The following is a 24,809-nucleotide window of genomic DNA, read 5'->3' as shown; positions in this document are numbered from 1 at the left end:
TTTTTAAACATTATATTAATGGGTTATTTACCATCATTTTTTAAACATTTGTCGTAATGATTGATTTACTATCATTTTTTTTAACCAAGAAGGTCATGAACATAATCACGGCCAATAAGAGGATTTGTGTTATTGTTGTTTCCCAAGTCGGGTACAGTCCTAACCAATCAATAAATGGCAATCTTTCTACCGTTGTCGTCGAAACTACCTTGGAAATCTGCAAGGCATGAATGCTGATGCCAAGAATTTTAAATGCCAAGAAATAAATAAGAATCGTTGCCGCTTTAAAAAATAAGCGAATTGGAATTTTTACACTGTAATTAATAATAGCAAAGCCAACGATGGCTAAAATGACTACCGCTAGAATCACTCCTGTGACAAGCTGCGCCAAGTCAATATAAGGGGTAATCCCAGCATAGAAAATAATCGTCTCTGCCCCTTCGCGAAAGACCGAAAGAAAACTAATAAATGTAAACGAAATAAGGCTTCCTTTTGCAATGGCTTGCTGCATTTGCTGATTAATATATTTATTCCACTGACCGATACTCGACTTATTATGTAGCCAAGCCCCGATCGTCAACATCATCACAACTGCGACAACACCGGTTAGCCCCTCAATATATTCCCGGCTTGAAGCGGCAATAATTTGTGAAAAAACAATGTTGATGATAATCGCCAGAATCGCACTAGCGAAAATACCCGCGGCAACACCGGACCAGACCCACTTTTGTTTGGAGGATTGACCCATCTTTTTCAAAAAGGCCAATAATGTTGCCACAATTAATAAAGCCTCTAAACCTTCACGTAACAAAATCAGGGCAGCATCCCAAATAGAATAATTCGTTTTGCTCATTAATGGAGCTAACCGTGTATTTAATTCACTCACGATTTTGGAGGCCTTTTCACCATTCACCACTTTTGAATTAAGGATACTAATCGCAGTAGGAATTTTCGTTTCTATATCACTGTATAAATTACCATCCCTTGTCTGAACGTCACCCTCCACCATCGGCCAAATGGTCAGGGTTTCATTTAAATTAGCGCTTGCATCTTTGTAATCATTTTGTGCAATCTGTTTTTCCGCTTTCGATAATAACGTGGAGAAATCTGAAAGCGTATAATTTCCCTCAAACTGTTTCGAGCCATTTCCAGCTAAGTAGTTTTCCACCTCGCTTGTCAATTGGTCAATATTCGTTTGTGCCTTTTTCCAATCGGCAGGTTCCTGTGTGATGGCAATTCGAATAAGGGCCATGTATTTTTCAATGTTCCCGTAGGAGGCTATACTCTCATCATGTACAGCTATTTCTGAAGCCGTCCACTGGTTCAGCAGCGCTTGATACTTTGCTGTTATCCCAGTTAGATTCTCATCCAGGATGGCGCCTTTAAGATTATTTATCAGTGGCAGCACCTGTTTTACTTGCTCTTTTCCTTTTACCTTATCCTTAGGATTCTGTTCTTGATCATACAGAACAACAGCACTCGATAAAGATGAAAGGCTTTCTGACAGCGGCATTGTTTCTTCCTTACTATCAGCTAGTAATCTTTGAACCTTTTTTAGCTCTTGGTCTACCTTTTTTGCCTGTTTACTATCATCACGCTTCATTGCTTCCCATTCATTTGCAAACAGTTCCATATTTTTCGTAACGGCCGTAAGATCCCCGTCCTTTGCTTTCATTAAGCTATCGCCAATCAGCACAAAAAGCTCATCATGATTACCGGCCGCTTCGACTGGATGGCTCGTTTGAATAGAAACAAAAAGGATGATGAATAAAAGTGTAGCTTTCCATATCGTCGTAAATCGTTGCATTACTCTCTCTCCTTACAAAGGAAAACATTAGCTAAAAATTGTCTCCCCTAGATAACCGCCCTGTTTGACTCCAGGCAAACAAGCAAAAATGGCACTGCCACGGTGGGAAATATATTCGTTCAATTTATCCATTGTTGCTAAACGCTCTTGTATAGGTATGAATTGTTTACTTGGTTGACGCTGGAAACATAAGAATAGCAGACCTGCATCAAAGCTCCCTGTCTTAGCATCCATACCATCTGAGTAGGAGTACGCTCGGCGAAGGATTGGCTGTGACCCATCCCCATGTGATAGCCTTGTGTGTGAATCAACCGGTATGTGAAATTCTCCCTGATCATTCTTCTGCGCCAAGTTTAGTGATTCAAATTCATCTTTTTGTCCAAGTGGTGCTCCACTGTCACGAAAGCGACCAAACGTTTTCTCCTGCTCTTTTAATGTAGTCCGATCCCACACTTCTATAAACATTTGAATGCGGCGGACAACGAGATAACTGCCATTTACGAGCCAATTCGGACCATCTCCAGGTTGAACCCATACATGTTCATTCAACTGCTTTTCGCTTTTTACATCTGGATTGATCGTCCCGTCCTTAAAGCCAAATAAATTCCTCGGTGTTTCTTGGCCTGGGTCAGCTTGCTTCGTGCGTTGAAAGCCCGTCTGTGCCCAGCGTAATATCGCTTTACCCCGTGCAATCCGAATCAAGTTCCTTACAGCGTGGAAGGCCACCTGCAAATCATCAGCACAAGCTTGGATACAAAGGTCACCGCCAGTCCATGCCTCTTCCAACGCATCCAGCGGGAATTTGGGGAGATCGACTAATTCTTTGGGCTGCTTTTGTTTTAATCCAAATCGGTCCTGATTGTCTCTCACAAATAGACTTGGTCCGACTCCAAAGGTGATGGTTAAATTTGAAGCTGATAACCCTTCTGCTTCCCCAGTATCCTTTGGCGGAAGAAATTCATTACTTGAAAGATCTCCGACTGGCTTCCCCTCTGACAATAAAGCAGCTGCTGTCGTCCAATCCTTGAATAACTTAACCAATTCTTCTTTATTCGCAGTGGTTACATCTAAGGAAACGAAATACACATGGTTTTGTGTTTTTGTGATGATTCCTCCCTGGTGATTACCGTAAAACGGGATGATTTCCTTTTTATCTGTGCTGCTCGCTTTCCCTTCTTTTATCGTGAGCAAGCCACCTAGTCCTGTTGCACCAAGGATGACTCCAACACCACCCACACCCGCTGTTTTAAGCATATCTCTTCGTGAAATCTTTGTTTGATTGTGTACAGATTCATCTTGACTGTTTGTATTCTTTGTCAATTAAGACGCCTCCGTAACAATTCCTATTTGTGATAGCGGTTCCGCAAGTGCATCAACGGCCTGACTTAGTTCTTTCACTTGTGCCTCTGTCAATTCTGTATAAAGCTTATAGCCATTACCATTTTTTTGTTGGTTCAGTAAACGATAGACCTCATCAAAACGAGTCTGAATTTCGTTTGAAAGTTCTTTATCTTTTTTCTTTAATGCCGGATTGAGGAGATGATAAATCTTTTCCGCTCCTTGTACATTCGCCGCAAAATCATATAAATCGGTATGGGAATAACGATCCTCTTCCCCTGTTACCTTTGAGGTTGATACTTCATTTAACAAGTCGACAGCCCCTGTAATTAATATATCTGGTGTGACTTCAACGGTTTCTACCTTAGCACGGAGCAGGTTCACATCTTTCATTAGCTGCTCTGCGAACTGTTCATAGCCTTTTGTTGTGTTTTCCATCCATAATCCTTTTTCAATTCGGTGGTAACCGGTCCATTCTGCCTCCGGGACATCGCCTTCACGTGCATCGATTTTTGGGTCAAGGTCGCCAAACACTTCAGCAATCGGTTCAGCGCGTTCATAATACATCCGCGCTGGCCCATAAAGTTCCTTTGCTTTAACTAATTCACCGTTTTTGACTGCAGTTGTAAAAGCTTCCGTTGCCTTAACAAAATCTTCAATTTCCCCTATGGCATACTTACGGTATTCATCAGTTACTCCCTTTAGAGCTTCTGATGCCGTATTCTTTGTTTCTTTCACCTTATCAGTGGATGTAGATTTGTCCATAGTTGCACACCCAAATAGCAGACTGCTAGATAGCAATAATATTCCTGACACTTTTAATAATTTCATATGTAATAAGTCCCCCCCAATTCCGTTAATAATGATAATCATTTTCATTAACTATAATAATAACAGTAATTGAGAAGTATTTTCAATTGTTTTTTTATTATTGATTATGCAAAAGGTGGGGAGTGAATATCCAAAATGGGGATTTTTTGACCGCGGCTGCTCTTTTTTTCCTTCCACGGGCACAATGAACCCGTCACAGTGCCCGTCTCCTTCTTTTTATTACTCCCATGGGCACTCTAAACCCATCACAGTGCCCGTCACCCTCTTTTTTAAGCTCCCACGGGCACTATGAACCTATCACAGTGCCCGTCCCCTTCTTTTTATTGCTTCCGTGGGCACTCTAAACCCATCACGGTGCCCGTCTCCCACTTTTTTAAGCTCCCACGGGCACTCTGGATCCACCACAGTGCCGGCCCTCTCCTTTTTTCCGCTTCCATCGGCACTCTGATTCCGCTAAACGGTGCCCATTCCCTCGAAAATATTAAATATAGTAATATATGCACCACGAAAAAAAGGCTATTTCCAGATAGCCTTGGTTTTCGGGTTTATTTTATTAATGAATGCTTAAACGCATAGATGACTGCCTGGGTGCGGTCTTGGACGCTTAATTTGCTTAAAATATTGCTAACATGGGTTTTGACGGTCTTCAGGGCGATAAATAATTCATCGGCAATGTCCTGATTGGCTTTGCCTTCTGCCATCAGCAGTAATATTTCCAATTCTCGGCTGGTGAGGTCTTCGTGTGGCAGGTGTGTGTTCTTTTGGCGCATTTTCACCATCATTTTCCCAGTTACTTCCGGTTCAAGTACCGACTGCCCATGATAGGTTGCCCGCACGGCATTTGCGATTTCGCCTGCCTTCGAGGTCTTCAGCATATAGCTGGTTGCTCCGGCTTCAAGTGCAGGGTAGACCTTTTCATCATCCAAAAAGCTTGTCACGATAATCACCTTTGCTTCAGGCCAATGTTCAATAATTTGTCTAGTAGCTTCTATCCCGTCCATTTCTTTCATCACTAAATCCATTAAGATGATATCAGGGCGGAGTTCAAGTACCAGTTCTACCCCTTTTTTCCCATCGGCCGCTTCCCCTACAACCTCAATATCCGGCTGTGCCGATAAATAAGAGGAAACTCCAATTCTCACCATTTCATGGTCATCAACAAAAACGACTCTAATCATTCACACCACCTCCATTAATCATCACCGGAACCTTCACTTCCAGCCTTGTTCCTTTATTTTTCACACTAATCACCTTTAACGTGCCGCCGACTTCAACGGCTCGCTCATGCATGTTTTGCATTCCGTAAGACCCTGCTTTCATTTCGTTTACTTCAAAACCAATTCCGTCATCAACAATCCTTAAGATAACAAGGTCATCCCGTTTAATCATCAGAACCTCAAGCTTGTTTGCTTTCGAATGCCTAAGGGTGTTTGATACAGATTCTTGAAGGATACGGAAAAGATGATCCTCTACACCTTTGTCTAATGGAAAAGCTTCCACTTTCCAGTTAATATCCATAGTTACCTTTTGAGATAATTCGATTAACAGCTCTTCAATTCCTTCTTGGAGCGTTTTATTCTTTAATGCCACAGGACGCAAGTGTAAAAGCAGGGCACGCATCTCGAGTTGCGATTGGTGAATCATTTCTTCCACAAGTTTCAATTGTTTCGCTTCGCGGGTCTCTTCTGTCTGCACCTTTGTTTCATTAATGGCCGACATCATCATCGATGCGGCAAACAATTGCTGGCTGACGGAATCATGCAATTCACGGGCTAGACGGTTCCGTTCTTGTTCAATGATCTCCTGAATTCTTGCTTCCTGGTCTTCTACTTTTTCGGTCGCTAATCGCTGCGAAAGTTTAGCCTGTTCTGTCATTTGTTTGCCGATTTTCTCAATCCGCTCAGCAATGGATTGCATTTCCGTGATGGGAGGCTTCCCTTTCTCCTCCATCTGTCTGCCTTCCTCCAAATGGTGCAGGGAGTGTTCAATCGCAAGAAACTGCTTTCGCCAAAAAAGGCCTGAAGCTCCGCCTAGCAGAATCCCAACGGCAATACTAAAGGCAGGAACAAAAATAACAATAGGAATATCCATAAAGTGACGATCCCATAATTCGGACCATCCTATCGGGAAAACAAGAAAGAAAACAGCCCCGACAATGATGGCGATAAGGAAGGAGAATCCGACACTCCAGACAATTTGGCGCTGGGTTGTACTCATATCCGGCTCACCTCTAAATTCCCAACAACGAGCGTGGTAACTATTTTTACCTTGTGCTCCGACTTTTCATAGCCCGGTGTTTTAAGCTGAAAAACTTGATTGAAAATTTTCGAGTGATGATTCCCGAATACCGTTGCCGACCCTGCCACACATGAATGGTGGATACTAACATCAATTTCATAGGGTACAAGGATTTGAATATTCCCAATGATATTGCGAATAAATATGACCGTTTCTCCTTTTGGAAGCATTGTGTAACTAAGGTCGATAGTGGTATCGCCAATGCCTGTCTGGATGTTTACATCATTCCACTCATAAACACCAAAAGGAGTTTTTTGCTGCCCAAAAAAGATATTTTCAAACAGCGGCTTCGATCTAACCATTGTTTCCTCTTGCTGAGGTTGTTCATCTTTTATGATATCTGGTGTAATTTTGTTAGGATTCTTTTTAGAATTTAAAAATTGAATAAAAAAGTGCAGTAAAATCGCTAACAATAAAAACTTGAACGTCATCATATTGACGATACTTAGGACAAAGAAGATAATACCACCGATAAAAAGGAATTTTCCCAGCTTTTTTCCGGCTTTTTTACGGCCTAGATAGATCATCCCGCCAGAAATGAAAAGGGAGAAAATAAGTCCTCTGTTGAAAAATAAAATCTCCAATAGCAGGATCACAATGCCGATTAAGACGAGCCATCCAATATAATCATTTTTTGCATTTTTAAACATTGGCTCAACCTCCCTTTTTTCTTATTTGCGAAAATGACAGTTTTATTTGCGAATTAGGCCGGTTTATTTGCGAATCGAGCCATGTTATTTGCGAATCCGTTTTTTTATATGGGTAAAAGGCGCAGAGACTCTACGCCTTTTTAGAATACCATATTTGTTCTTAAATGGACTTGCTTTCTTCCAATTTCGCTTCTTTTTCTAGTTGAGCAATTCTTGCATCGATTGTATTCCGGTAAAAGGAACTGTTCACTTGATGCTCTAGGCGGTCTAAATAGTTTTCAATGTCTTTAAACTTCGAGTAAGATTTATCCGAGTACGTATTGGAATCAAGCACCTGGTTGATTCGGACGTTGGCGCGTGTTACATTTTCGCGGCCCATTAATTCCATTCGGCGAAGATTCATATCCTTTAGCTTGTGCTTCATTTCTTCATATTTTCGCTCTAAATCACCAAGCTGGCCTTTGACCTGTTCAAGTGAAGCACTGAGACGCTGGGCGCGGTCTGCATATTGCTGATGTTCAGCAGCAGCAAATTGATACAGCTCTGTTTCCCCTGCTTTCGAAGCAATTTCCGCTTGGTATTTTCTTTTTTCTGCTAACTCGGCTGCCTGATGAAATTCTCTCGTAAACTCATCCTTCAACGTATATTGACGTTCTAACAGCTTTCTAACCTTTTCTGTTTCCTGCTCACACTGGCGAAGATATTGATTGAGCAAGACAATTGGGTTTTGTTTTTCTTTTTGATCAAGAACCTCGTGTAAATCCGCAGTAATGGTGTTTTTAATTCTCGTAAATAAGTTTGTCATGATTATTCTCTCCTTTATGCTTAATAATGTTTGATGTCATTCCATTGTTTTTCAAAATTGGCAAATGGGTCAGAGTCCTCTTTGATCTTCGTTTGCTTGTTCTCGTTCCATTTTTTATAAACGAGGTAAAGCACGTATGCTGCTGCGACACCAATGATGGCTGGTGCATTGTGGATAGAGGCCATCAGGACGATGAAGCCGATGATTCCTAGACCAATCTTTGCCCCAGTTGATTCAGTCTTTAAAAATTGCTTGAAGATGAAGTATAGAACAACCACGCTTACGGCTAACCCCACCATCGGACCAATTGTTGAAAGCAAGATGAGAGCGGCAATCCCGCCCGCTACCAGTAAACCAAATTTTTTCATTTGTCATTCACTCCTTTCTTTTCTTGGCCTGATAGGAAAGTAAAACTTTCCTATCAGGCATAAGAGCAACTAAGCCTCTGTCTTCGCCCTTACGGGCTCGCCAATCGGCAAGTTGTTCTGTAATTTCATCTTACCTTTTTCCAATGCTTTTCATAATTGCGCTAGAGCTTGATTTTTATATCGGTCCAGAGACGTAGAAAGGGTCAGCCTCCTAATGGAAACTGACCCGTTGTAACATCATTTTGATATAAACATCTGTACCCAGTAGTATCTTTGGGAGCCGCCTTTTGCATAACCGACACCAATGTAGGTAGACTGAGAACTTAAAATATTGGCGCGATGACCGGAACTATTCATCCAAGCCTGAACAACCGATGCTGCTGTCGTTTGACCGGCGGCAATATTTTCTGCTGCTGAACGATAGGTAATCCCAAAATTCTTCATCATATCAAAGGGACTGCCGTAGGTTGGGCTCGTATGACTAAAATAGTTCTTGTCGCGCATATCCATTGCCTTATAGCGCGCCACCCTTGAGAGTTCCCAATCTGCCTTCAATGGCTTGAGACCATTCTTCGCCCGTTCTTGGTTGGTTAACTGAATGACTTGACTTTCAATTGATTTAACACCGCCTAAATCGGGGATGTTTACCTTTTGACCCGGGTAGATCAAATTAGGATTTTTAAATTGCGGGTTTGCTTGAATAATCTCCGTAATTCCGACCTGATACCTGACAGCAATTTTCCAAAGTGAGTCCCCCGGCTGAACGATGTATATTTGCTGGGCAAACGAGACGCTTGGAATGCAGAAAAGAGATAGTAAAAACAGAAAACTAAGCCAAAAAGATTTTTTCATTATTTCGCCTCCTCCGAATATATATTTTTGATTTCAGGCTCAAAATATACAAGGAACTGAAAAATATATTTAGCTGGCCATTATCGGAGCTTTCGGAGGAGCAAAATGTGAGCAATATTTCATGGATGACCTATATTATGTTAATTTTAGCAAGCTACCGTTTAACCCATTTAATTGTTTTTGATAAAATAACCGAATTTATCCGCAAGCCGTTTGTGAAAAAAGTAAAGGTAGTAACGGATACTGGCACTGAAACAAAGGAAGTCCCGACATCGATGTTTGGTTATCTCTTGAAATGTTATTGGTGTGCCGGTATTTGGAGTGCCGTTTTACTTGGGGGAGCCTATTTACTTTTCCCGAGGGTTACTTTTATATTTATTTTAATTTTTTCAATTGCGGGTGGTCAGTCAATCATTGAAACCTTTGTCGGCGTCAATATTAAAAAGGTGGATTATTATTCGGAACTAAAGAAAAAAGATTGACAAAACCCGATAATAAAGCAAGATACGTCCCTTCTCTGCATATATCTTTAGAAGAGCTTAAGCAGGAAGAAGGGGGAACTTGAATGACTGCTTTATGGTTGACTACAACCATCGGTTTTGTCCTTTGCCTTGGTTTAGTGGGCGGAATGGTCTTTCATTTTTTAGGCAGAGCTCTTAATTCAGAAGATGCTGTTCGAATTGACAAAATAGACAGCGATGAAGAAGATTAAAATTTTTCTAACAAAAAAGGATGAACCCATAATAATCAGGGTTCATCCTTTTTTTGCCGATCGGAAAGTATAACTTTCCGATCAGGCATAAGTGCAACTACACCTCTGTCATCGCCTAACGGCTCGCCAATCGGAGAGTTTTCTTTAACTTTTTCACATTATTTTCTCATTTTAGGAAAAATTAAACATGAGTTCATTATGAAGCTGGAGGAGTATGTATGAGTTCTTCTGAAAAAATCCCACAATTCCCAAAAACATATTGGCGTGAAATCGAATTGCCTTCTTTTCGGAAATTAACTGAAGATTTAACAGTGGAAGTAGCCATTGTTGGCGCCGGAATAACTGGTATTACTGCTGCCTATTTACTTTCAAAAGAAGGAAAAAAGGTTGCATTACTTGATGCGGGCAGCGTTTTAAATGGGACTACCGGACATACAACGGCAAAAGTAACGGCGCAGCATGGCTTAGTTTATGATGAATTTATCAATCATTTTGGTGAAGAAAAGGCTCGTCTCTATTTCGAATCCCATATGAATGCCATCCAATTCGTCGAAAGTAATGTAAAGGAAAAAGGAATTGATTGTGATTTCAGCAATGAAGACGCCTATATGTATGCAACGACCGAGGAATATGCTGAAAAGCTTAAAACGGAATGGGAAGCCTATAAAACGCTTGGAATCGATGGTGCCATAAAGGATACCATCCCGTTTAATATCCCTGTTACAGCTGCCTTACTAATGCGGAATCAAGGCCAGTTTCATCCACTTAAATTTTTGAAGTTTCTTTTGGATGAGGCTGTTAAGAGTGGCTGCGCTGTATTTGAAAATACAGTGGCGAACGACATTGAGGACGATAAGACCCAGCCAAAGGTGGTGACAAAGTCCGGTCAAAAAGTCACCTGTAATCAGGTGATTATCGCCTCACACTTTCCATTTTACGATTTACCTGGCCTTTATTTTGCAAGGATGCATGTGGATAGATCTTACGCAATCGGAATAAAAACGGATAAAGACTATCCTGGAGGCATGTATATCAGCGCTGATAGCCCAACTCGTTCAATTCGCTATACACCGATTGACGGCGAAAAGTTGATTATCATTGGCGGAGAAAATCACAAAACGGGACAAGGCATTGATACAATGAAGCATTATGAAGCACTCGAAGACTTTGCGGAGGATGTTTTTGGCATAAAGGAATACGAATACCGCTGGTCGGCGCAGGATTTAGTTACCCTTGATAAGCTTCCCTATATCGGTTCAATAACGGCAGAGCGTGAGCATATTTTGTTGGCAACGGGCTATAAAAAGTGGGGCATGACCACAGGCATCCTTGCCGGACACTTATTGACCGATTATGTCCTCGGCCGGGATAACCCTTACAAGGAGCTATATTCACCATCTCGATTTCAGGCTGATCCGGATTTAAAAAGCGTGGTAACAACCAATGCCGATGTCGCTAAGCACCTCATTAAAGGGAAACTTGAGTATACTGACAAGGCCGCGGAGGATTTGCAGGTTGGCGAAGGTTCAGTTGTCATGTTTAACGGAAAAAGAGCAGGTGCTTACAAGGATGAAAATGGTAAGCTATATGTTGTCGACACCACTTGTCAGCATCTTGGCTGTGAATGTGAATGGAATCGGGCTGAAAAAACATGGGATTGCCCATGCCATGGTTCTCGGTATGCCTATTCCGGTGACGTCATCGAAGGGCCAACAAAAAAACCGCTGCCATTGCTTTCCGAAGAGTAGGGTTGCCAGTGGTATATATGGATTTAACACAATGAAACGCCTCCCAACTCGCAGGAGGCGTTTCATTGTTATTTACTGTTTGGCCGGTTTCGTTTTAGATCTTCCCCAGTTGTAAATTCGACCAGCTCAGAACTTGTTTTCATTGGCTTTTTCGTGTTGTTGTTACGCTGGGCATTGGCATTGCCTAGTTTCGTTCTTCCCATAGCTCCCCATCTCCTTTCCTAAGAAATTCATTGATAGTATGCTTGAATTCAGGCCAGCCTATTCGAGGACGGGGGCTTTCCGAAAGGCTGTCATTTGCTCAAACGCATAGGCCGTTTGAATTAACAGCGGTTCACTAAATGCAGTTCCAGCGAAGGTAATTCCAACTGGCTCCCCTCCCGCGGTGAAACCTGCAGGGACAGCTACTGTCGGATAGCCTGCTTTAGCACTGATATGCGAGCCTTCATCACTAGGAAAAACAATCACATCCAGATTATATTTTTCTAGAGCAAAATCGATCCCTTGCTCGGTTGCATGATAGAGATCAAATTCCAATGCTTTCATATAGGCTGCTTCAGTTAATGCTCCGCTCGTCTTTTCTGATCTAAGGAGCACTGCCTGCCCGTACTTTAGCATTTTTTCTTCATCCCTATTATTAAACTCAATCAAATCCGCTAAAGTTCTTACAGGTATAGACGAGTGCAATTGACTTAAATAGGCATTTAAGTCTGGTTTAAATTCATACGTTAGAACATCATATTTCCAGGCTGCCTTAGCCGAAGGGATAACAATATTTTCGATAACTTCGGCACCTGAGGTTTTTAATACTTCCAATGCCGCAGCCACCACTGTTTGTTTTTCCTTACTTAATAGCTCGATAAATCCTTCTGCAGCGATTCCGATTCGTTTTCCTTTAAGACCATCTTTTAAAAGAAATTCAGTAAAGTCGAATCCATCGAACGGATTTGTATTGGTGATAGGGTCGCGCCTGTCTTTTCCACACAGAACATTCAAAAGTATTGCGGCATCTTCAACGGTTCTAGTCATCGGCCCTGCGGTATCCTGAGTATGGGCGATCGGAATGATTCCTCGTCTACTAATCAGGCCCACTGTTGGCTTGATTCCGACCAACGAATTCTGGCAGGATGGATTTAATATCGATCCAGATGTTTCCGTTCCAACTGCGGCTGCTGCAAAATTAGCGGCAATCGCAGCGGCGGAGCCTGAGCTTGAGCCGCCGACATCAAACGTACCAGGTCCATACGGATTTAATACCTGTCCGCCGCGTGAACTATAGCCGCTTTTCATTCCAATGGCCATGAAATTTGCCCACTCGGTCATATTTGTTTTTCCCAGAATAACAGCCCCAGCCTTGCGTAATTGCTCGGCTACAAACGAATCCTGGAGCGCAATTGAATCTTTTAAGGCAAGGGAGCCGGCACTTGTATGCATTTTGTCACGGGTATCAATATTATCTTTTATTAAAATTGGAATCCCGTGGACCCGACTTCGTGGTCCTGATTCTTTCCGTTCAGCATCAAGTGCCTCAGCAATCTGCAGAGCGTCCGGATTCACTTCTAGGACGGAATGAAGACCGCTGTCGTAGGCGGAAATTCTATGTAGATACATCAGGACCAGTTCTTTCGCGGTAAGTTCCCCGCGCTCCATTTTTTCTTGAAGCCCGCTGATTGTTGCTTCCTCAAGCCACTCATCATGCCATTTTTTTAATTTTGGATTTTCCATTGTTTCCCCTCCATTTCTTACTTAACTATTCAAGGAAAACGGGAGAAATCCTTTTTATTCATGAAAAAAGGCCGTGGAAATATCTCCACAGCTCTCAGTGTTATCGTCGCAGATTTTTACTTCTTTGTTGTTCATCCGCAATTTTCCCTTGATAAAAAACTCTTTTATGAAGCGGGATCTTTAACTCGCGGCAATAGGTCTTCAGTTCTCTTTCTTCCCTTTCGGTCACAAGCGAGATGACGATTCCATCTGCCCCCATCCGTCCTGTTCTGCCGGCACGGTGGACATATTGCGAAATATCCTTCGGAAGATCAATCTGAACCACATGGGTGACCCCTTGAATATCAAGTCCTCTGGCGGCGACATCTGTAGCAATAAGCATGTTCATTTTTCCCTCACGGAAAGCCTTTAATGCAGCCTGACGCTCTAACTTTTTCATATCGCTATGGAGGATTCCTGTCGAAAGCTCTTTAAAACGAAACTTTTCTTTAAAAACTTCGATTTCACCAATATCATTAATAAAGGCAAGCGATTTACTATCATCTAGACGGGTAATTTTTTCTAAAAGCTTGATTTTATCTCTTGGTTCGCACAGGAAATAGATATGTTCTACATCTCCGGAAGAGGCTGCCTCATCCCTTTCAATGCGGATAATCTCTGGAGACTTTGTGATGGCGATTGCTTGCTGCTCAATCCCTGGTTTCATTGTTGCCGAAAATAACACGACTTGACGGTCATTCATCGTAGATTTTACAATGCTTTGGACCGTGTTAAGGTGTTCAGAAATCAGGAGCTGGTCTCCCTCATCCAAAACAATCATTTTTACTTCGTGCATTTTTACCTTTTTCTGTTTGATTAACTCAATCAGCCTGCCCGGTGTAGCAAAAATGACCTGGGGACGTTTTTTTAATTTTTCCAACTGCCGTTTGACGTTGGCGCCGCCAATAATCGAAGTGCCTCTGATGCTGCTTCCCTCTGACCATTTTTGGAATTCTTGATACACCTGCATGATTAGCTCTTGTGAAGAGGCGAGGACCACTGCTTGTAAGGATGGCAGATTGGCATCGATCGAATTTAACAATGGAAGTAAATAAGCGAGCGTCTTTCCGGTGCCTGTCGGTGACTCGGCAATCAGGTCTTTTCCGTCAAGAATCATCGGGACTGCAGCTGCTTGAATCGAAGTAGGCTGCTCGAATCCTGACTTTTGCCATGCTTCCTGTAAAAAAGGCTTTAAATTATCTAACATAATGTACTCCTTTATGTATAGTCATTTTACTTATTATTTGTATATTCATATCTTATTGATACTAACTTAATAACCGTGGAGTGTCTAGTTATCAACGAAAGATTGGTGGATCATGATGAGGTATTTAAATAGAGAACCATCCAGACCATATGATACACTAGGACAGAGAAATAAAGGACACAGGTAGAAATCAAAAGCGCTCTAATCCACCCTTTTAATGGTCGAAGGTAAAATAAACCTAGCAGCGTTAGCGGTAAAATGATTTTTATCAGGTAGAAATAGGACCAGCTTTTAGCAATGAAAAACTTCATTACTGGGTTCCCCTCCTCTACAAAACCTGAAACAATCCCAAGATGGGTCATGACCGCATCCACCACCCCGGCAATAAGCAGGAATAAACAAAGTCTCATCGTTCAACCTCCATTAGAATTATCAGTATCCATTATTTCTATCCTAAAGCACATTTATTCGTTCATTATTGAGAACACTAAGAGTATATAAAGGCTGACTTTGAGAATAGTTCATTGTTTTATTATATATATATTTTACATTAAAATGCATATATTTGTTCTTAATTGAGGTGTTTTTTCATAAAAAAAACTGCCCATTACGAGCAGCTCTTGTTAATCAAAGGTTCGTAACGCTAATTTATAAAGGTTGCAATTTATTTCCTCTGATTGAATGATATTTTCATTAAAATTAATTTGTATTTTTCCACTTCCAGATAGGATCTTTACTTTTTCAACCCCGTTATACTTTTGCATCCTGCGTTTGATTTTTCCGATACAACCCGGCAGGCAACCTCGTTTAAGGCTAATTCCATCACGCTCATATTACAAAATTCCCCTCTCAGTTAGAAATGATTTTTCCACAAAAGTTTGACCGAAGCTGATACATTGTTCTATTTCGGCTTCTGTTGGAGCCAGATCAATTTTTAATCCGGCCAGAACGACTTCTGCACCTAATTCCGCTAATTTCTCAGTTAAAATATCTACAGCACCGCCGCGATGTTCATAAGATGAGTCACAGGATCCGAAGGCCGCAGCCGTTTTTCCTGTTAAATTCAATCGGCCCATTTCATCATAGAAATCGAGATATTCATCCGGTAAATCTCCATCCCCCCACGTATAAGCTCCTAAAATAATCCCATCATATTCCTGAAGGTCAAGCACATCTACCTCAAGGATATCCTTAATCGCGACAGTAGCACCGGCTGCTTGGATGCCGTCTCCGATGAAGCTGGCCAGCTCTTCCGTATTGCCCGTCATGCTTGCATATACAATTAAACAAGTAGCATTCATCAGCAAATCACCTCTTGTTTTTCTTTCATCATAATGGGAATCGTCCTCAAAAACCTTGACCTGCATCAAGAAATAAAAAAACCCGCCGATTGGCGAGCTGTTTATAAATTAAAGTTCATTTAGTTTTACTGCCATAAGCCGAAAATGCATTGGTTCTAGTTCGTTAACAACGACATTCATTCCGAGTGCTTGTAAATTGGCGATAAGCGGCTCTCCTCGATGCGGCAAATGGAGTTCAAAAATGGTGCCAACAGGTGCTGCTTTTATAAAATTTAATATTTCCCGGCGCGGATGCTCACCCTTCGCAACAAGCTCACGGATATCCATGACGGCTTTTTTATCAACAATCTCAAACATAATTACAGAACCCCTTTGATTAGAATTTACGCTCATTTTAACACCTTTTTCTCCGAAAAGAATTGATTTATATCAAGTCAGCTGTTTAGATACAATCCCCGTAAAAGCGGCGCCAACCGTTGGCTTTCCTGGCTTTACATTAAAAGACCGGTAATATTTTTGAAAAATAAATTTCGAAAGATTTGTGAACATTAATGTCAAAATGATTTTAGCTTGCGGAAATGGTGATAAAATGAACAAAAATAAGATAACAATATAACGGGGTTGAAAATATGTTTAAGAAGATTTCTCTTATCGCTTCGCTGTTGTTTTTTCTACTAGGGACGAATGTTTTCGCAACTGAACAGTCAGATAAGGGGATAAACAATGCATCCTCGCTAACAAAAAAGGCCGTCCCGGAAGAGCCCTCATTTAAAGCTTTTGTTGTTCCAGGTACAGTTGGTTTATTGATAGTCGTCGGCTTCGGAAGCTATTGGCTAATTTACAGAAGAAAACGAGCCTAACCCCTGGCATTTATTTACCTTGTTTAGCCTGCTGATTATCCCAGCGGGCTATTTTGCCTCTAAATTTATAAAGGTGTCAGGCACCATTTTACTTTATTTGTAAAATGGTGCCTGACACCCATTTTTTTCACCATTTCTACCACTGACGGAGGATGGCGCGGACGGGGCTGCCGTCTCCATCGACTAGTGGGAGGGGCAAGGCGATTAGTTCGTATTCTCCTGGGGCAATCTCATCTAGGATTAGTGATTCTAATATGTGTATCCCGTTTGCATTCAAACTGTGATGGGCAGGGAGCTCTTTGCTGTCAATCGGGTCAACGGAAGGAACATCTAATCCGATTAATCGGATGCCCTTCTTAGCTAAATATGGAGCTAGTTCTGGTTCAATATGAGGAATTTTCTCTGGAAAGACGGTACCGTTTTTCCAAGCAAGCGTTCGAAACAAAACTCTTGTGACCCCATCCAAGTCAATATCTTTTAACTCCTTTACGCCGATGCTTTCTATTTCCGGCGGCAAATCAATAACTCTTGCCGGGCCGATGTAAAGATTAAGGTCCAGCTCATAGATTCTTTTTCCGCCGTTATCAAAGTGAAATGGGGCGTCAACATGTGTGCCCGTGTGGGTACTTAATTCCAGTCTGCCTACATTAACCGAGCCGCTTTCCTCCATTGGCCATGAGACCTCGTATTGAAAAGCGGTATCTCCCGGCCAAACGGGCATCCCATTGACCAGCTTTCTTGAGATATCGAAAATCCTCATTTTTTTCACTCCCCTTCCAATCCTATTGAACTTCTCCACATATTATTTCATATTGTCCTTATCCTTTTCCATTATTTATTTTGAAACTATACATAATGACAGGCAACAAAATGACCACCGCCCGCGTCACGGTAATCAGGCGCTTTTTCGGCACAAAGGTCTGTAGCCATCGGACATCTGGTCCGGAACTTACAGCCTGAAGGCGGATTGATTGGGCTTGGAATATCACCTGTTAATATAATTCGTTCTCTTTTAGCCGTTGGATCTGGAATCGGAATTGCTGAAAGAAGCGCTTTTGTATATGGGTGCAAGGGATGATCAAATAACTCTTCCTTTGGAGCTAATTCCACGATATTCCCCAAATACATAATCGCAATTTTCGTGCAAAGGTGCTCGACAACACTTAAGTCATGCGAAATAAACAAATAGGATAATCCGTTTTCCCGCTGCAGGTCACTAAATAGATTAATAATTTGTGCCTGTATCGATACATCAAGAGCGGCTACAGGTTCATCCATAACGATAAACTCCGGATTAAGAGCCATTGCACGGGCAATGACGATCCGCTGGCGCTGGCCTCCGGAAAATTCATGCGGATAGCGGTCAATATGAAACGGGGACAGACCGCATTTTTCCATTACCTCTAGCACCCGCTCACGGACTTCCTTTTTAGAAACAAGACCGTGTTCTACCATCGCTTCGCCGATTGCATCACCAACCCTCAGTCGTGGATTTAACGAACTAAATGGATCTTGAAAAACAAGCTGCGTTTGGACACGAAGCTGACGAAGTTCCTTTTTGGACAATGAAAAGACGTCTTTTCCCTTAAACTTCACATCACCGTCTGTCTTCTCATGGAGGCGTAAGATTGTTTTACCAATCGTCGATTTGCCGCTGCCTGATTCACCGACAAGCCCAAATACTTCGCCCTTTTCAATTGTAAAACTAACCCCGTCAACTGCTTTAACAGAATCGCCAAATTTCTTAAACATTCCTTTAGAGGCAGAATAATATTTTTTTAGATTTTGAACTTCTAAAAGTGCTTCGCTCATTGATTTTCACCGTCCTCGTATAACCAGCATGCTGTTTTTTGTCCTTTAGCCATTTCCGTTAAAACAGGCTGCTTCACCCGGCAAATATCCATTGCATGCTCACAGCGGTCTGCGAAATAACAAGCCTCGCTCAAATCTACTAAATTAGGAACCTGTCCAGCGATTGTATAGAGCCGGTCCTTACGCTCACCAATAACTGGTTTAGCCTTTAACAACCCTTTTGTATACGGATGCTGCGGATTCTTAAACAGCTCAAGTACCGGACCTTCTTCGACCACTTTCCCCGCATACATGACGACCACGTAATCAGCCATTTCAGCTACGACACCGAGATCATGTGTGATCAGCAACATGGAAGTGTTAAATTCCTTTTTGATATCACGTAACAGATCCAAAATTTGTGCCTGAATGGTCACATCAAGAGCAGTTGTCGGCTCATCGGCAATGATGAGCTTCGGATTACAGCTAAGGGCAATCGCAATCATAATCCGTTGCAGCATCCCGCCGCTTAATTCATGGGGATAAAGATTGACAATTTTTTCAGCATTAGGAATTCCCAGCATCGTAATCAGTTCCATTGCCTTTTTATAAGCAGCCTTTTTACTCAATAATAAATGCTCTTGTATGGGTTCAATCATTTGTTCTCCAATGGTAAACACCGGATTTAAAGAAGTCATTGGCTCTTGAAAGATCATGCCAATCTCATTACCCCTTAATCGGCGGATATCCTTTTTAGATAAATCCAACAGATTTTTTCCGGCAAAGTTAATTTCGCCGCCTTCCACCTTGCCGTTTTCCGGAATTAACTGCATTAAAGATAAAGCAGTAATACTTTTTCCACAGCCAGACTCGCCGACAATACAAACAGTTTCCCCTTCACGGATTGCAAAGCTGACGTCATTTACTGCCTTAACGACGCCGCTTTCCGTGTAAAAGTTTGTCTGCAGGTGATTTACTTGGAGCAGCATCTCATTCATTCGATATCCCTACCTTCTCATTTTCGGATCAAGCGCGTCCCTCAGTCCGTCTCCTAGTAAATTAATCGAAACAACCGTTAGAAAAATAGCTGTTCCCGGTGGAATCCACAGCCATGGCCGTTTCCTAAAATCCATGAAGTTATTGGCCGCATCCATCATATTCCCCCATGATGGTGTTGGCGGAACTACGCCAAGCCCGAGAAAGCTAAGGGCGGACTCGCTCAAAATGGAGCCCGCAACGTTCAAGGTTGCCACAACCAAGAGAAGCGGAACCGTGTTTGGAATTAGATGATGTAAAATTTTCCGGCGATCACTTAAACCAAGCACTTCTGTTGCCTGCATAAAAGGCTGTTCTTTCAATGATAAAATCTGGCCTCGAACTAACCGTGCAAGTCCCGGCCAGCCAACAAAGCTAAGCATAATCATAATAATATAAAGACGGTATTCAGCCGGAACTTTCCATTCTGATAAAATGGCTGCTAATATCAAGAGCAGCGGCAAGCCAGGAATGGACATAAGAATATCAGCTATCCGCATAATGACCATATCAACAACACCACGGTAAAAACCTGAAATCGCCCCTAACAAGGAACCGATCATAACCGATAATACCATTGCGGCAATCCCGATGGTTAACGAGATTTGCCCCGCCATCATGAGTCGAGTTAGTACATCCCGCCCGTAATTATCTGTCCCAAGCCAATGCGCTGCACTTGGAGGCTGATTCATATTCGCTACATTCGTCCTGTCGAGAATGTACGGGGAAAAATACGGCCCGATGAAGCTAAGCAAAAACATAAATAGTAAAAAGAACAAGCTGATCATCGCTAATTTATTCTTTTTTAAGCGGCGAAAGGTTTGCTTCCAGATCGAAGGTGATTTCACAACTGTCTTCACCTGTTTATTTACAATCGGATTTGGAGTGTCCATTCTGCTTCCCTCCTTATTTCAATCTAATTCTTGGATCTACAGCAGCGTAGGTTACATCCGCTAAAAAGTTCCCGATAATCGTGAGACACGACAAAAACATCGTAAAGGCCATTAAGACAGGATAGTCCCGGAAACTAACTGATTCCAGCTGAATTCGGCCGACACCAGGCCAATTAAAGATTTGCTCCATAATAATCGCCCCGGAAAACAGACCTGGCAATTCAAAGGCAAGCAGCGTGATTGCTGGTAGAATCGCATTCTTCAATGCATGTTTAAAAATAACCACACGTTCCTTCAAGCCTTTCGCTCGTGCCGTTCGAATATAGTCCTGGCGAATAACCTCGAGCATCCCTGTTCGAAAATAACGCGTTAATGAGCCAATGCTAAGCAGGGTTAATATGGTCACTGGCAGAATCATATGCTTGCCTACTTCAAGAAGATGGGCCAGCCCCGTACTATCACTTCCCGTATCGATCATCCCTCCGATTGGCAGGATCTGCAGGTCCACACCGAACCATTTGATAAAAAGTAAACTAATAAAAAACGACGGGAATGACATAGCTGCAAACACAAAAAATGTCACGAAACCATCAAACCAAGAGTACTGCTTGATGGCAGAGATAACACCCGATACTAGAGCAATGGACCACGTTAAAAACAGAGCCAAAATCGCAACAAAAAAGGAATTCCAGACATACTTATTTAATAGCGATAACACGTTTTCCTGATGCTTTAATGAGTAGCCAAAATCACCGTGCAAAGCATTTCCAAGCCATTTAAAGTACCTTTGTAACACTGGTTGGTCTAACCCATAAAGGGCCTTTAATTCTTGCGCTCTTTGCGGTGTTAAAGATATGTTTGAATCAATATAATCCCCTGGCAGCATCGCAAACAAGAAGAAAATGATAAATGAGGTCCCGAATAAAATGACAATCATTTGTAAAAATCGTTGTAATACATACTGTTTCATATACTCTCCACCTCCACAGAACAAAGTGCCTAGCTTCATCCGCTAGGCACTTTATTGGTTACTTTTTAATCGAAATGTTTGGCAAGCTAGCGCTAATGCCTGTAAAGTTGTCAGGATGTAAGCCTTCGATTTGGCCGCTGATTGCTTTTGCACTTTGACGATAGTGAATCAGAATGACAGGTGGGTCATCATTTAATTCTTTATAGAGATCATGGTAAATAACTTTACGTTTTTCAAGATCCAGCGTATTTAACCCCTTTTTAATTAATTCATCTACTTTAGGGTTAGAATAGCCTGCCGCATTATTTGCGTTACCTGTTGCAAACTCCTCAACCGGGTCACTTGGATCTAAAATTTGTGAAGTGGACACGGCTGCAAAATCATAATCCTTTGTGCCTAATTTGGCAACAATCGCATTAAAGTCCATAATTTCTGGTTCAAATTTTATTCCGATATCCTGATAGTTTTCTTTTGCAATCGGGATGATTGGATCATCAGCCGTCCTCGTTAAGTAACGAATCACGAATTTTTTGCCATCCTTTTCACGAATACCGTCAGAACCAACCTTCCAGCCGGCTTGATCAAGTAATTCCTTCGCTTTTTTAGCATTAAATTCATACTTGTTAATACCTTCATCATTATAGGCCCATGAAACTTTAGAAACTGGGACATTCGCAACAGATCCATAGCCTTTAAATTTCACATCAACAATTTTTTGGCGGTCCAATCCATAGACTAGAGCTTGCCTTACTGTTTTATCCTTGAACTGTGGACGTGAATTGTTGACATAAATAAAACCATAGTCATTAACCGGACCAACTTCAAGATTCGCAAATCCTAAACTTTTCAATTGTTCTACTGTATCATCATCTGCAGAGAAACCGGCATAATCAAGTTCACCTGTTTCAAACAATTGAAGAGAAGTTGAAGTATCAATTACTTTAAAGATTAAATTCTTCGTTTTTGGCGTGCCAGCATAGTAATGTTCATTGGCAACATAACGAATTTCTTGGCCTGGCACATACTTAACAAATTTGTATGGCCCAGCACCAAGCGGCTTCGGATAAAGTTCTTTTAAATAATCCAGTTTACCAAATTGATAGTCTTTTCCATAATAAGCTTTCGATAATACCTGTCCGCCTAAAATCAGAAGAGATTTTGCATTCACTTCTTCAGTTGTAATAGTAATTGTCTCTTTATCTACTACTTTAATTCCTTCAATCGATTTCGCTTTGCCTTCTTTATATTCCTTACCGCCTTTAATAGCAGTAAGTGAAATATCTTGTTCCCCAGCATAAGCCGGGTCATGTAATAACGTTAAGGTAAATGCGACATCATCAGCTGTTAATGGCGAACCATCACTGAATTTCAAGCCTTTTCTCAAATGGAATGTATATGTAAGCTTATCATCTGAGACATCCCATTTCTCTGCTAAAATCCCCACAGGTTTCCCAGTAGGATCTAAGTTTACCAACGGCGCAAACATTGGGTCGGTGGCGTTTCCATCCCAGCCATTTTCATAGAAATACGGCAAAAACACTCCACCTGGAGCGGATATGCCCGCGATGAATGTATCTTTTCTTGCCTTTGTTTTATTTGGAAGTGCATCCAAGTTTGTTGCTTTGTATTCTTTTACTTCAGTGCTCGTTGCACTGGAGCTTTCCGTGTTCCCTTTCTTTTCCGGTGCTGATGATTCTTTTTGGCTTGAACTATCCAATGCACAAGCAGATAGAATCATAGAAAGGATGATGACACTAAATAAACCTTTCAAACTCTTTTTCACTTTATTCCCCCCCAGTTTACTTGGTTTTATATTTAAAATGTAAAACCAACCGCTTGACCATCAGCAAATTTTCAAAAGCCGACAAATCCGATTGGTTTTGTTAACTCAAATTAAAGATTACTTTTTAAAAACAAAATTGTCAATTATTATTTTACTATTTCATTTTAAATCCCCAAAAATAGTTCATTATCTCCAGGTATTTAAAAAATAAAAATAGCACACTCGTATGAATGTGCTATTTTTATAAAGATTAGAATGGTTCTTTTATATTATATTTCCGAAGAATCGTTTCGATTTTCATTCCCTTGCCAATATCGCCTTTTGCTTTTACCTTCCCTGTCAATAACGCCATCGTGCCGCTTTGCTTTCCTAGGAGGAATTTTTTAAAGTTATCATAGGATAATGCCATTGTTACGCTTGGAGTTGCTTCTACTCCTTCTTTAATCGTCAGCTTTCCATCATGGAAAAAATGCTGATAGGTTGCTTCTGCCTCACCGTGAATGTCATATTGAACAATTGCTTCGAAGCCTTGAATCGGTCCTGGATTCTCATTAAAAATTTCTTCAATTCTTACCATCAGCTCTGCTAAAGAATAGTCATCAACTTTTTTCGCCACGTGTCAATTCCCCCTCAAAGGTAAAAATACCAAAATATTCCCTATATAATCATAATACTAAGACCTATCTATCGCGACAATGGATATTTTTTGAACGTTCATAAAATATAGCAGTCCAACAAGGCTGCTATTTTAATTATGAGGTTCTAATGACCGATATAGCGTGCATCTGGAATCAATTCTTTCCATTCTGTATAAGAAACGATTGTATCCCAGTGACCGGTTATTTTTGCAATCCCGATGATCACGAAGAACAGAACGAAGAAGGCAACTGGAATAAACCATTTGTTTACCTTTTTATTTGCCACCGTCATATTAAGTGTATCCTTCACTGGGCAGGCTTCCACACAGGACATACAGGCGGAACAATTAAGTGAATTTACTTTTTCAATCTTATGAACTTGTAATCTTTGAGGACAAACCTTTGTGCACATTTCGCAGTTTGTACAGGTGTCTTCATTCCGTTGTATTTTTGTAATTCTAAAGATGGAACCAAGACCAATCAATGCACCGTACGGGCAGAGGAACCGGCACCAAAAGTTTCTGAAGAATAACGAGAGAATAAAGACGACAATGACAAATTTCAAAGTAAATCCGCCAATATTAAGGAATAACAATAGCATTTTTACGTCGGAAACCTTATTATACGGATCCAAAAGAAAACTTTTGGCGCTGAAGGTATCCATTTGTATAACCATTGCCACAAAGAATAACAGCAGAACATATTTTATTGGCGTTAAAAACCAAACTAGCCATTGCGGCATATCAAAGTTCCTTCTAAAAATTTTCCTGCCAATCCACGCGATTAGTTCATTCGCCGTACCAACAGGACAAATCCAGCTGCAGAATGACTTCCGAAAAATAATGCCTGCGCCGACAAAAAATGCGAGCAGGGTGAGACCTGCCGGGTGGATTACATCGAAGTCACCACTTGTCAGCCAAACCTTAAGGGCAACCAAGGCGCTGATTGGCAAAAACCCTTCCACTGCAGACGGCCTTTCAACAAAAGGTGTTTTACCGAGTGTTTCAAAATGCTGATAAAATTGATAAAACTGCAAGCCAACATATAGTAAAAACAATAAAAACACGGCCTGAACAGCATATCTAGTGATTTGAACCGGCTTGCGCTTCAATTGTTTCCTGTACCACGCTTTTGACTTCATCACGATTCCTCCATTCT

At 41.4% G+C, this 24,809-nt stretch carries 27 protein-coding genes; 4 read left to right on the top strand and 23 right to left on the bottom strand.

Annotation, left to right across the window (positions count from 1 at the left end; translation table 11 throughout):
- Positions 1–40: 40 nt before the first annotated feature.
- From BANVL01_RS07550 to safA, 9 genes are all read right to left on the bottom strand, one after another.
- Entirely contained in the window at positions 41–1,807 is a 1,767-nt protein-coding gene (locus BANVL01_RS07550; protein WP_066083617.1) for an FTR1 family iron permease, read from the bottom strand.
- 27 nt (positions 1,808–1,834) lie between these two features.
- The gene (efeB, locus tag BANVL01_RS07545; RefSeq protein ID WP_066083614.1) at positions 1,835–3,127 is read right to left on the bottom strand and encodes an iron uptake transporter deferrochelatase/peroxidase subunit; all 1,293 of its coding nucleotides are present in this window, start codon (positions 3,125–3,127) and stop codon (positions 1,835–1,837) included.
- Positions 3,128–3,976 (bottom strand): iron uptake system protein EfeO, encoded by an 849-nt coding sequence (gene efeO / locus BANVL01_RS07540; RefSeq protein WP_066083613.1) that lies wholly within the window; start codon positions 3,974–3,976, stop codon positions 3,128–3,130.
- A gap of 545 nt (positions 3,977–4,521) precedes the next feature.
- Complete coding sequence (locus tag BANVL01_RS07535; protein WP_066083610.1) at positions 4,522–5,154, bottom strand: response regulator transcription factor; 633 nt, start codon at positions 5,152–5,154, stop codon at positions 4,522–4,524.
- Positions 5,147–6,193 carry a sensor histidine kinase gene (locus tag BANVL01_RS07530; RefSeq protein ID WP_066083608.1) on the bottom strand — a complete coding sequence of 349 codons (1,047 nt, stop codon included), beginning with the start codon at positions 6,191–6,193 and terminating at the stop codon, positions 5,147–5,149. Before BANVL01_RS07530 ends, BANVL01_RS07535 begins: the two co-directional genes overlap by 8 nt.
- A complete protein-coding gene (gene liaF, locus BANVL01_RS07525; protein ID WP_066083607.1) occupies positions 6,190–6,924 on the bottom strand; it encodes a cell wall-active antibiotics response protein LiaF in 735 nt (244 codons plus the stop codon). Before liaF ends, BANVL01_RS07530 begins: the two co-directional genes overlap by 4 nt.
- A 160-nt stretch (positions 6,925–7,084) precedes the next feature.
- Complete coding sequence (locus BANVL01_RS07520; protein ID WP_066083605.1) at positions 7,085–7,729, bottom strand: PspA/IM30 family protein; 645 nt, start codon at positions 7,727–7,729, stop codon at positions 7,085–7,087.
- A 20-nt stretch (positions 7,730–7,749) separates the two neighbouring features.
- Positions 7,750–8,097, bottom strand: coding sequence for a lmo0954 family membrane protein (locus tag BANVL01_RS07515; RefSeq protein WP_066083603.1), 348 nt, complete (start codon positions 8,095–8,097; stop codon positions 7,750–7,752).
- 237 nt (positions 8,098–8,334) lie between these two features.
- Complete coding sequence (gene safA, locus BANVL01_RS07510) at positions 8,335–8,949, bottom strand: SafA/ExsA family spore coat assembly protein (protein ID WP_066083602.1); 615 nt, start codon at positions 8,947–8,949, stop codon at positions 8,335–8,337.
- A gap of 107 nt (positions 8,950–9,056) precedes the next feature.
- Here safA and BANVL01_RS07505 point away from each other — a divergent pair, with 107 nt between their 5' ends.
- The 3 genes from BANVL01_RS07505 to BANVL01_RS07500 all read left to right on the top strand — a co-directional run bounded on the left by BANVL01_RS07505 (position 9,057) and on the right by BANVL01_RS07500 (position 11,409).
- A complete protein-coding gene (locus BANVL01_RS07505; RefSeq protein ID WP_066083600.1) occupies positions 9,057–9,431 on the top strand; it encodes a DUF1360 domain-containing protein in 375 nt (124 codons plus the stop codon).
- 83 nt (positions 9,432–9,514) lie between these two features.
- The gene (locus BANVL01_RS27195; RefSeq protein WP_156482211.1) at positions 9,515–9,661 is read left to right on the top strand and encodes a hypothetical protein; all 147 of its coding nucleotides are present in this window, start codon (positions 9,515–9,517) and stop codon (positions 9,659–9,661) included.
- Between the two features lie 218 nt (positions 9,662–9,879).
- Entirely contained in the window at positions 9,880–11,409 is a 1,530-nt protein-coding gene (locus tag BANVL01_RS07500; RefSeq protein ID WP_066083599.1) for an FAD-dependent oxidoreductase, read from the top strand.
- Positions 11,410–11,477: 68 nt separating this feature from the next.
- On the opposite strand, the gene ypzF is transcribed toward BANVL01_RS07500, so the two are convergent.
- From ypzF to BANVL01_RS07475, 6 genes are all read right to left on the bottom strand, one after another.
- Complete coding sequence (gene ypzF / locus BANVL01_RS28550) at positions 11,478–11,612, bottom strand: protein YpzF (protein ID WP_268874914.1); 135 nt, start codon at positions 11,610–11,612, stop codon at positions 11,478–11,480.
- Between the two features lie 58 nt (positions 11,613–11,670).
- The gene (locus BANVL01_RS07495; protein WP_066083596.1) at positions 11,671–13,134 is read right to left on the bottom strand and encodes an amidase family protein; all 1,464 of its coding nucleotides are present in this window, start codon (positions 13,132–13,134) and stop codon (positions 11,671–11,673) included.
- Between the two features lie 100 nt (positions 13,135–13,234).
- A complete protein-coding gene (locus BANVL01_RS07490; RefSeq protein ID WP_066083594.1) occupies positions 13,235–14,380 on the bottom strand; it encodes a DEAD/DEAH box helicase in 1,146 nt (381 codons plus the stop codon).
- 110 nt (positions 14,381–14,490) lie between these two features.
- Positions 14,491–14,790, bottom strand: coding sequence for a DUF5658 family protein (locus BANVL01_RS07485; RefSeq protein WP_066083591.1), 300 nt, complete (start codon positions 14,788–14,790; stop codon positions 14,491–14,493).
- Between the two features lie 423 nt (positions 14,791–15,213).
- Positions 15,214–15,681, bottom strand: coding sequence for a flavodoxin (locus BANVL01_RS07480; protein ID WP_066096180.1), 468 nt, complete (start codon positions 15,679–15,681; stop codon positions 15,214–15,216).
- A gap of 108 nt (positions 15,682–15,789) precedes the next feature.
- Positions 15,790–16,038 carry a DUF2249 domain-containing protein gene (locus tag BANVL01_RS07475; protein ID WP_066083589.1) on the bottom strand — a complete coding sequence of 83 codons (249 nt, stop codon included), beginning with the start codon at positions 16,036–16,038 and terminating at the stop codon, positions 15,790–15,792.
- A 272-nt stretch (positions 16,039–16,310) separates the two neighbouring features.
- On the opposite strand from BANVL01_RS07475, the gene BANVL01_RS07470 reads away from it, so the two are divergent.
- Complete coding sequence (locus BANVL01_RS07470; RefSeq protein ID WP_066083587.1) at positions 16,311–16,541, top strand: hypothetical protein; 231 nt, start codon at positions 16,311–16,313, stop codon at positions 16,539–16,541.
- A 136-nt stretch (positions 16,542–16,677) separates the two neighbouring features.
- Here BANVL01_RS07470 and kynB read toward each other — a convergent pair whose 3' ends face one another.
- From kynB to BANVL01_RS07430, 8 genes are all read right to left on the bottom strand, one after another.
- Complete coding sequence (kynB, locus tag BANVL01_RS07465; RefSeq protein WP_066083585.1) at positions 16,678–17,301, bottom strand: arylformamidase; 624 nt, start codon at positions 17,299–17,301, stop codon at positions 16,678–16,680.
- A gap of 86 nt (positions 17,302–17,387) precedes the next feature.
- Positions 17,388–18,353 (bottom strand): ABC transporter ATP-binding protein, encoded by a 966-nt coding sequence (locus tag BANVL01_RS07460; RefSeq protein ID WP_066083584.1) that lies wholly within the window; start codon positions 18,351–18,353, stop codon positions 17,388–17,390.
- Positions 18,350–19,330, bottom strand: a complete 981-nt coding sequence (locus BANVL01_RS07455; RefSeq protein WP_066083582.1) for an ABC transporter ATP-binding protein — start codon at positions 19,328–19,330, stop codon at positions 18,350–18,352. The genes BANVL01_RS07460 and BANVL01_RS07455 overlap by 4 nt, the downstream gene beginning before the upstream one ends.
- 9 nt (positions 19,331–19,339) lie before the next feature.
- Entirely contained in the window at positions 19,340–20,260 is a 921-nt protein-coding gene (gene opp4C / locus BANVL01_RS07450; RefSeq protein ID WP_066083580.1) for an oligopeptide ABC transporter permease, read from the bottom strand.
- Between the two features lie 13 nt (positions 20,261–20,273).
- Positions 20,274–21,230 (bottom strand): ABC transporter permease, encoded by a 957-nt coding sequence (locus BANVL01_RS07445; protein WP_066083579.1) that lies wholly within the window; start codon positions 21,228–21,230, stop codon positions 20,274–20,276.
- 58 nt (positions 21,231–21,288) lie between these two features.
- Positions 21,289–22,968 carry an ABC transporter substrate-binding protein gene (locus BANVL01_RS07440; protein WP_066096177.1) on the bottom strand — a complete coding sequence of 560 codons (1,680 nt, stop codon included), beginning with the start codon at positions 22,966–22,968 and terminating at the stop codon, positions 21,289–21,291.
- Positions 22,969–23,263: 295 nt separating this feature from the next.
- Positions 23,264–23,629 (bottom strand): SCP2 sterol-binding domain-containing protein, encoded by a 366-nt coding sequence (locus BANVL01_RS07435; protein WP_066083577.1) that lies wholly within the window; start codon positions 23,627–23,629, stop codon positions 23,264–23,266.
- 146 nt (positions 23,630–23,775) lie between these two features.
- Positions 23,776–24,792 carry a 4Fe-4S binding protein gene (locus BANVL01_RS07430; RefSeq protein ID WP_066083575.1) on the bottom strand — a complete coding sequence of 339 codons (1,017 nt, stop codon included), beginning with the start codon at positions 24,790–24,792 and terminating at the stop codon, positions 23,776–23,778.
- Between the last annotated feature and the right edge of the window lie 17 nt (positions 24,793–24,809).

Source organism: Neobacillus novalis NBRC 102450, from assembly GCF_001591805.1.
Classification (GTDB): Bacteria; Bacillota; Bacilli; order Bacillales; family Cytobacillaceae; genus Neobacillus; species Neobacillus novalis.
The sequence above is the reverse complement of the archived record's forward strand: the minus strand, read 5'-3'. Positions and strand labels throughout refer to the sequence as shown.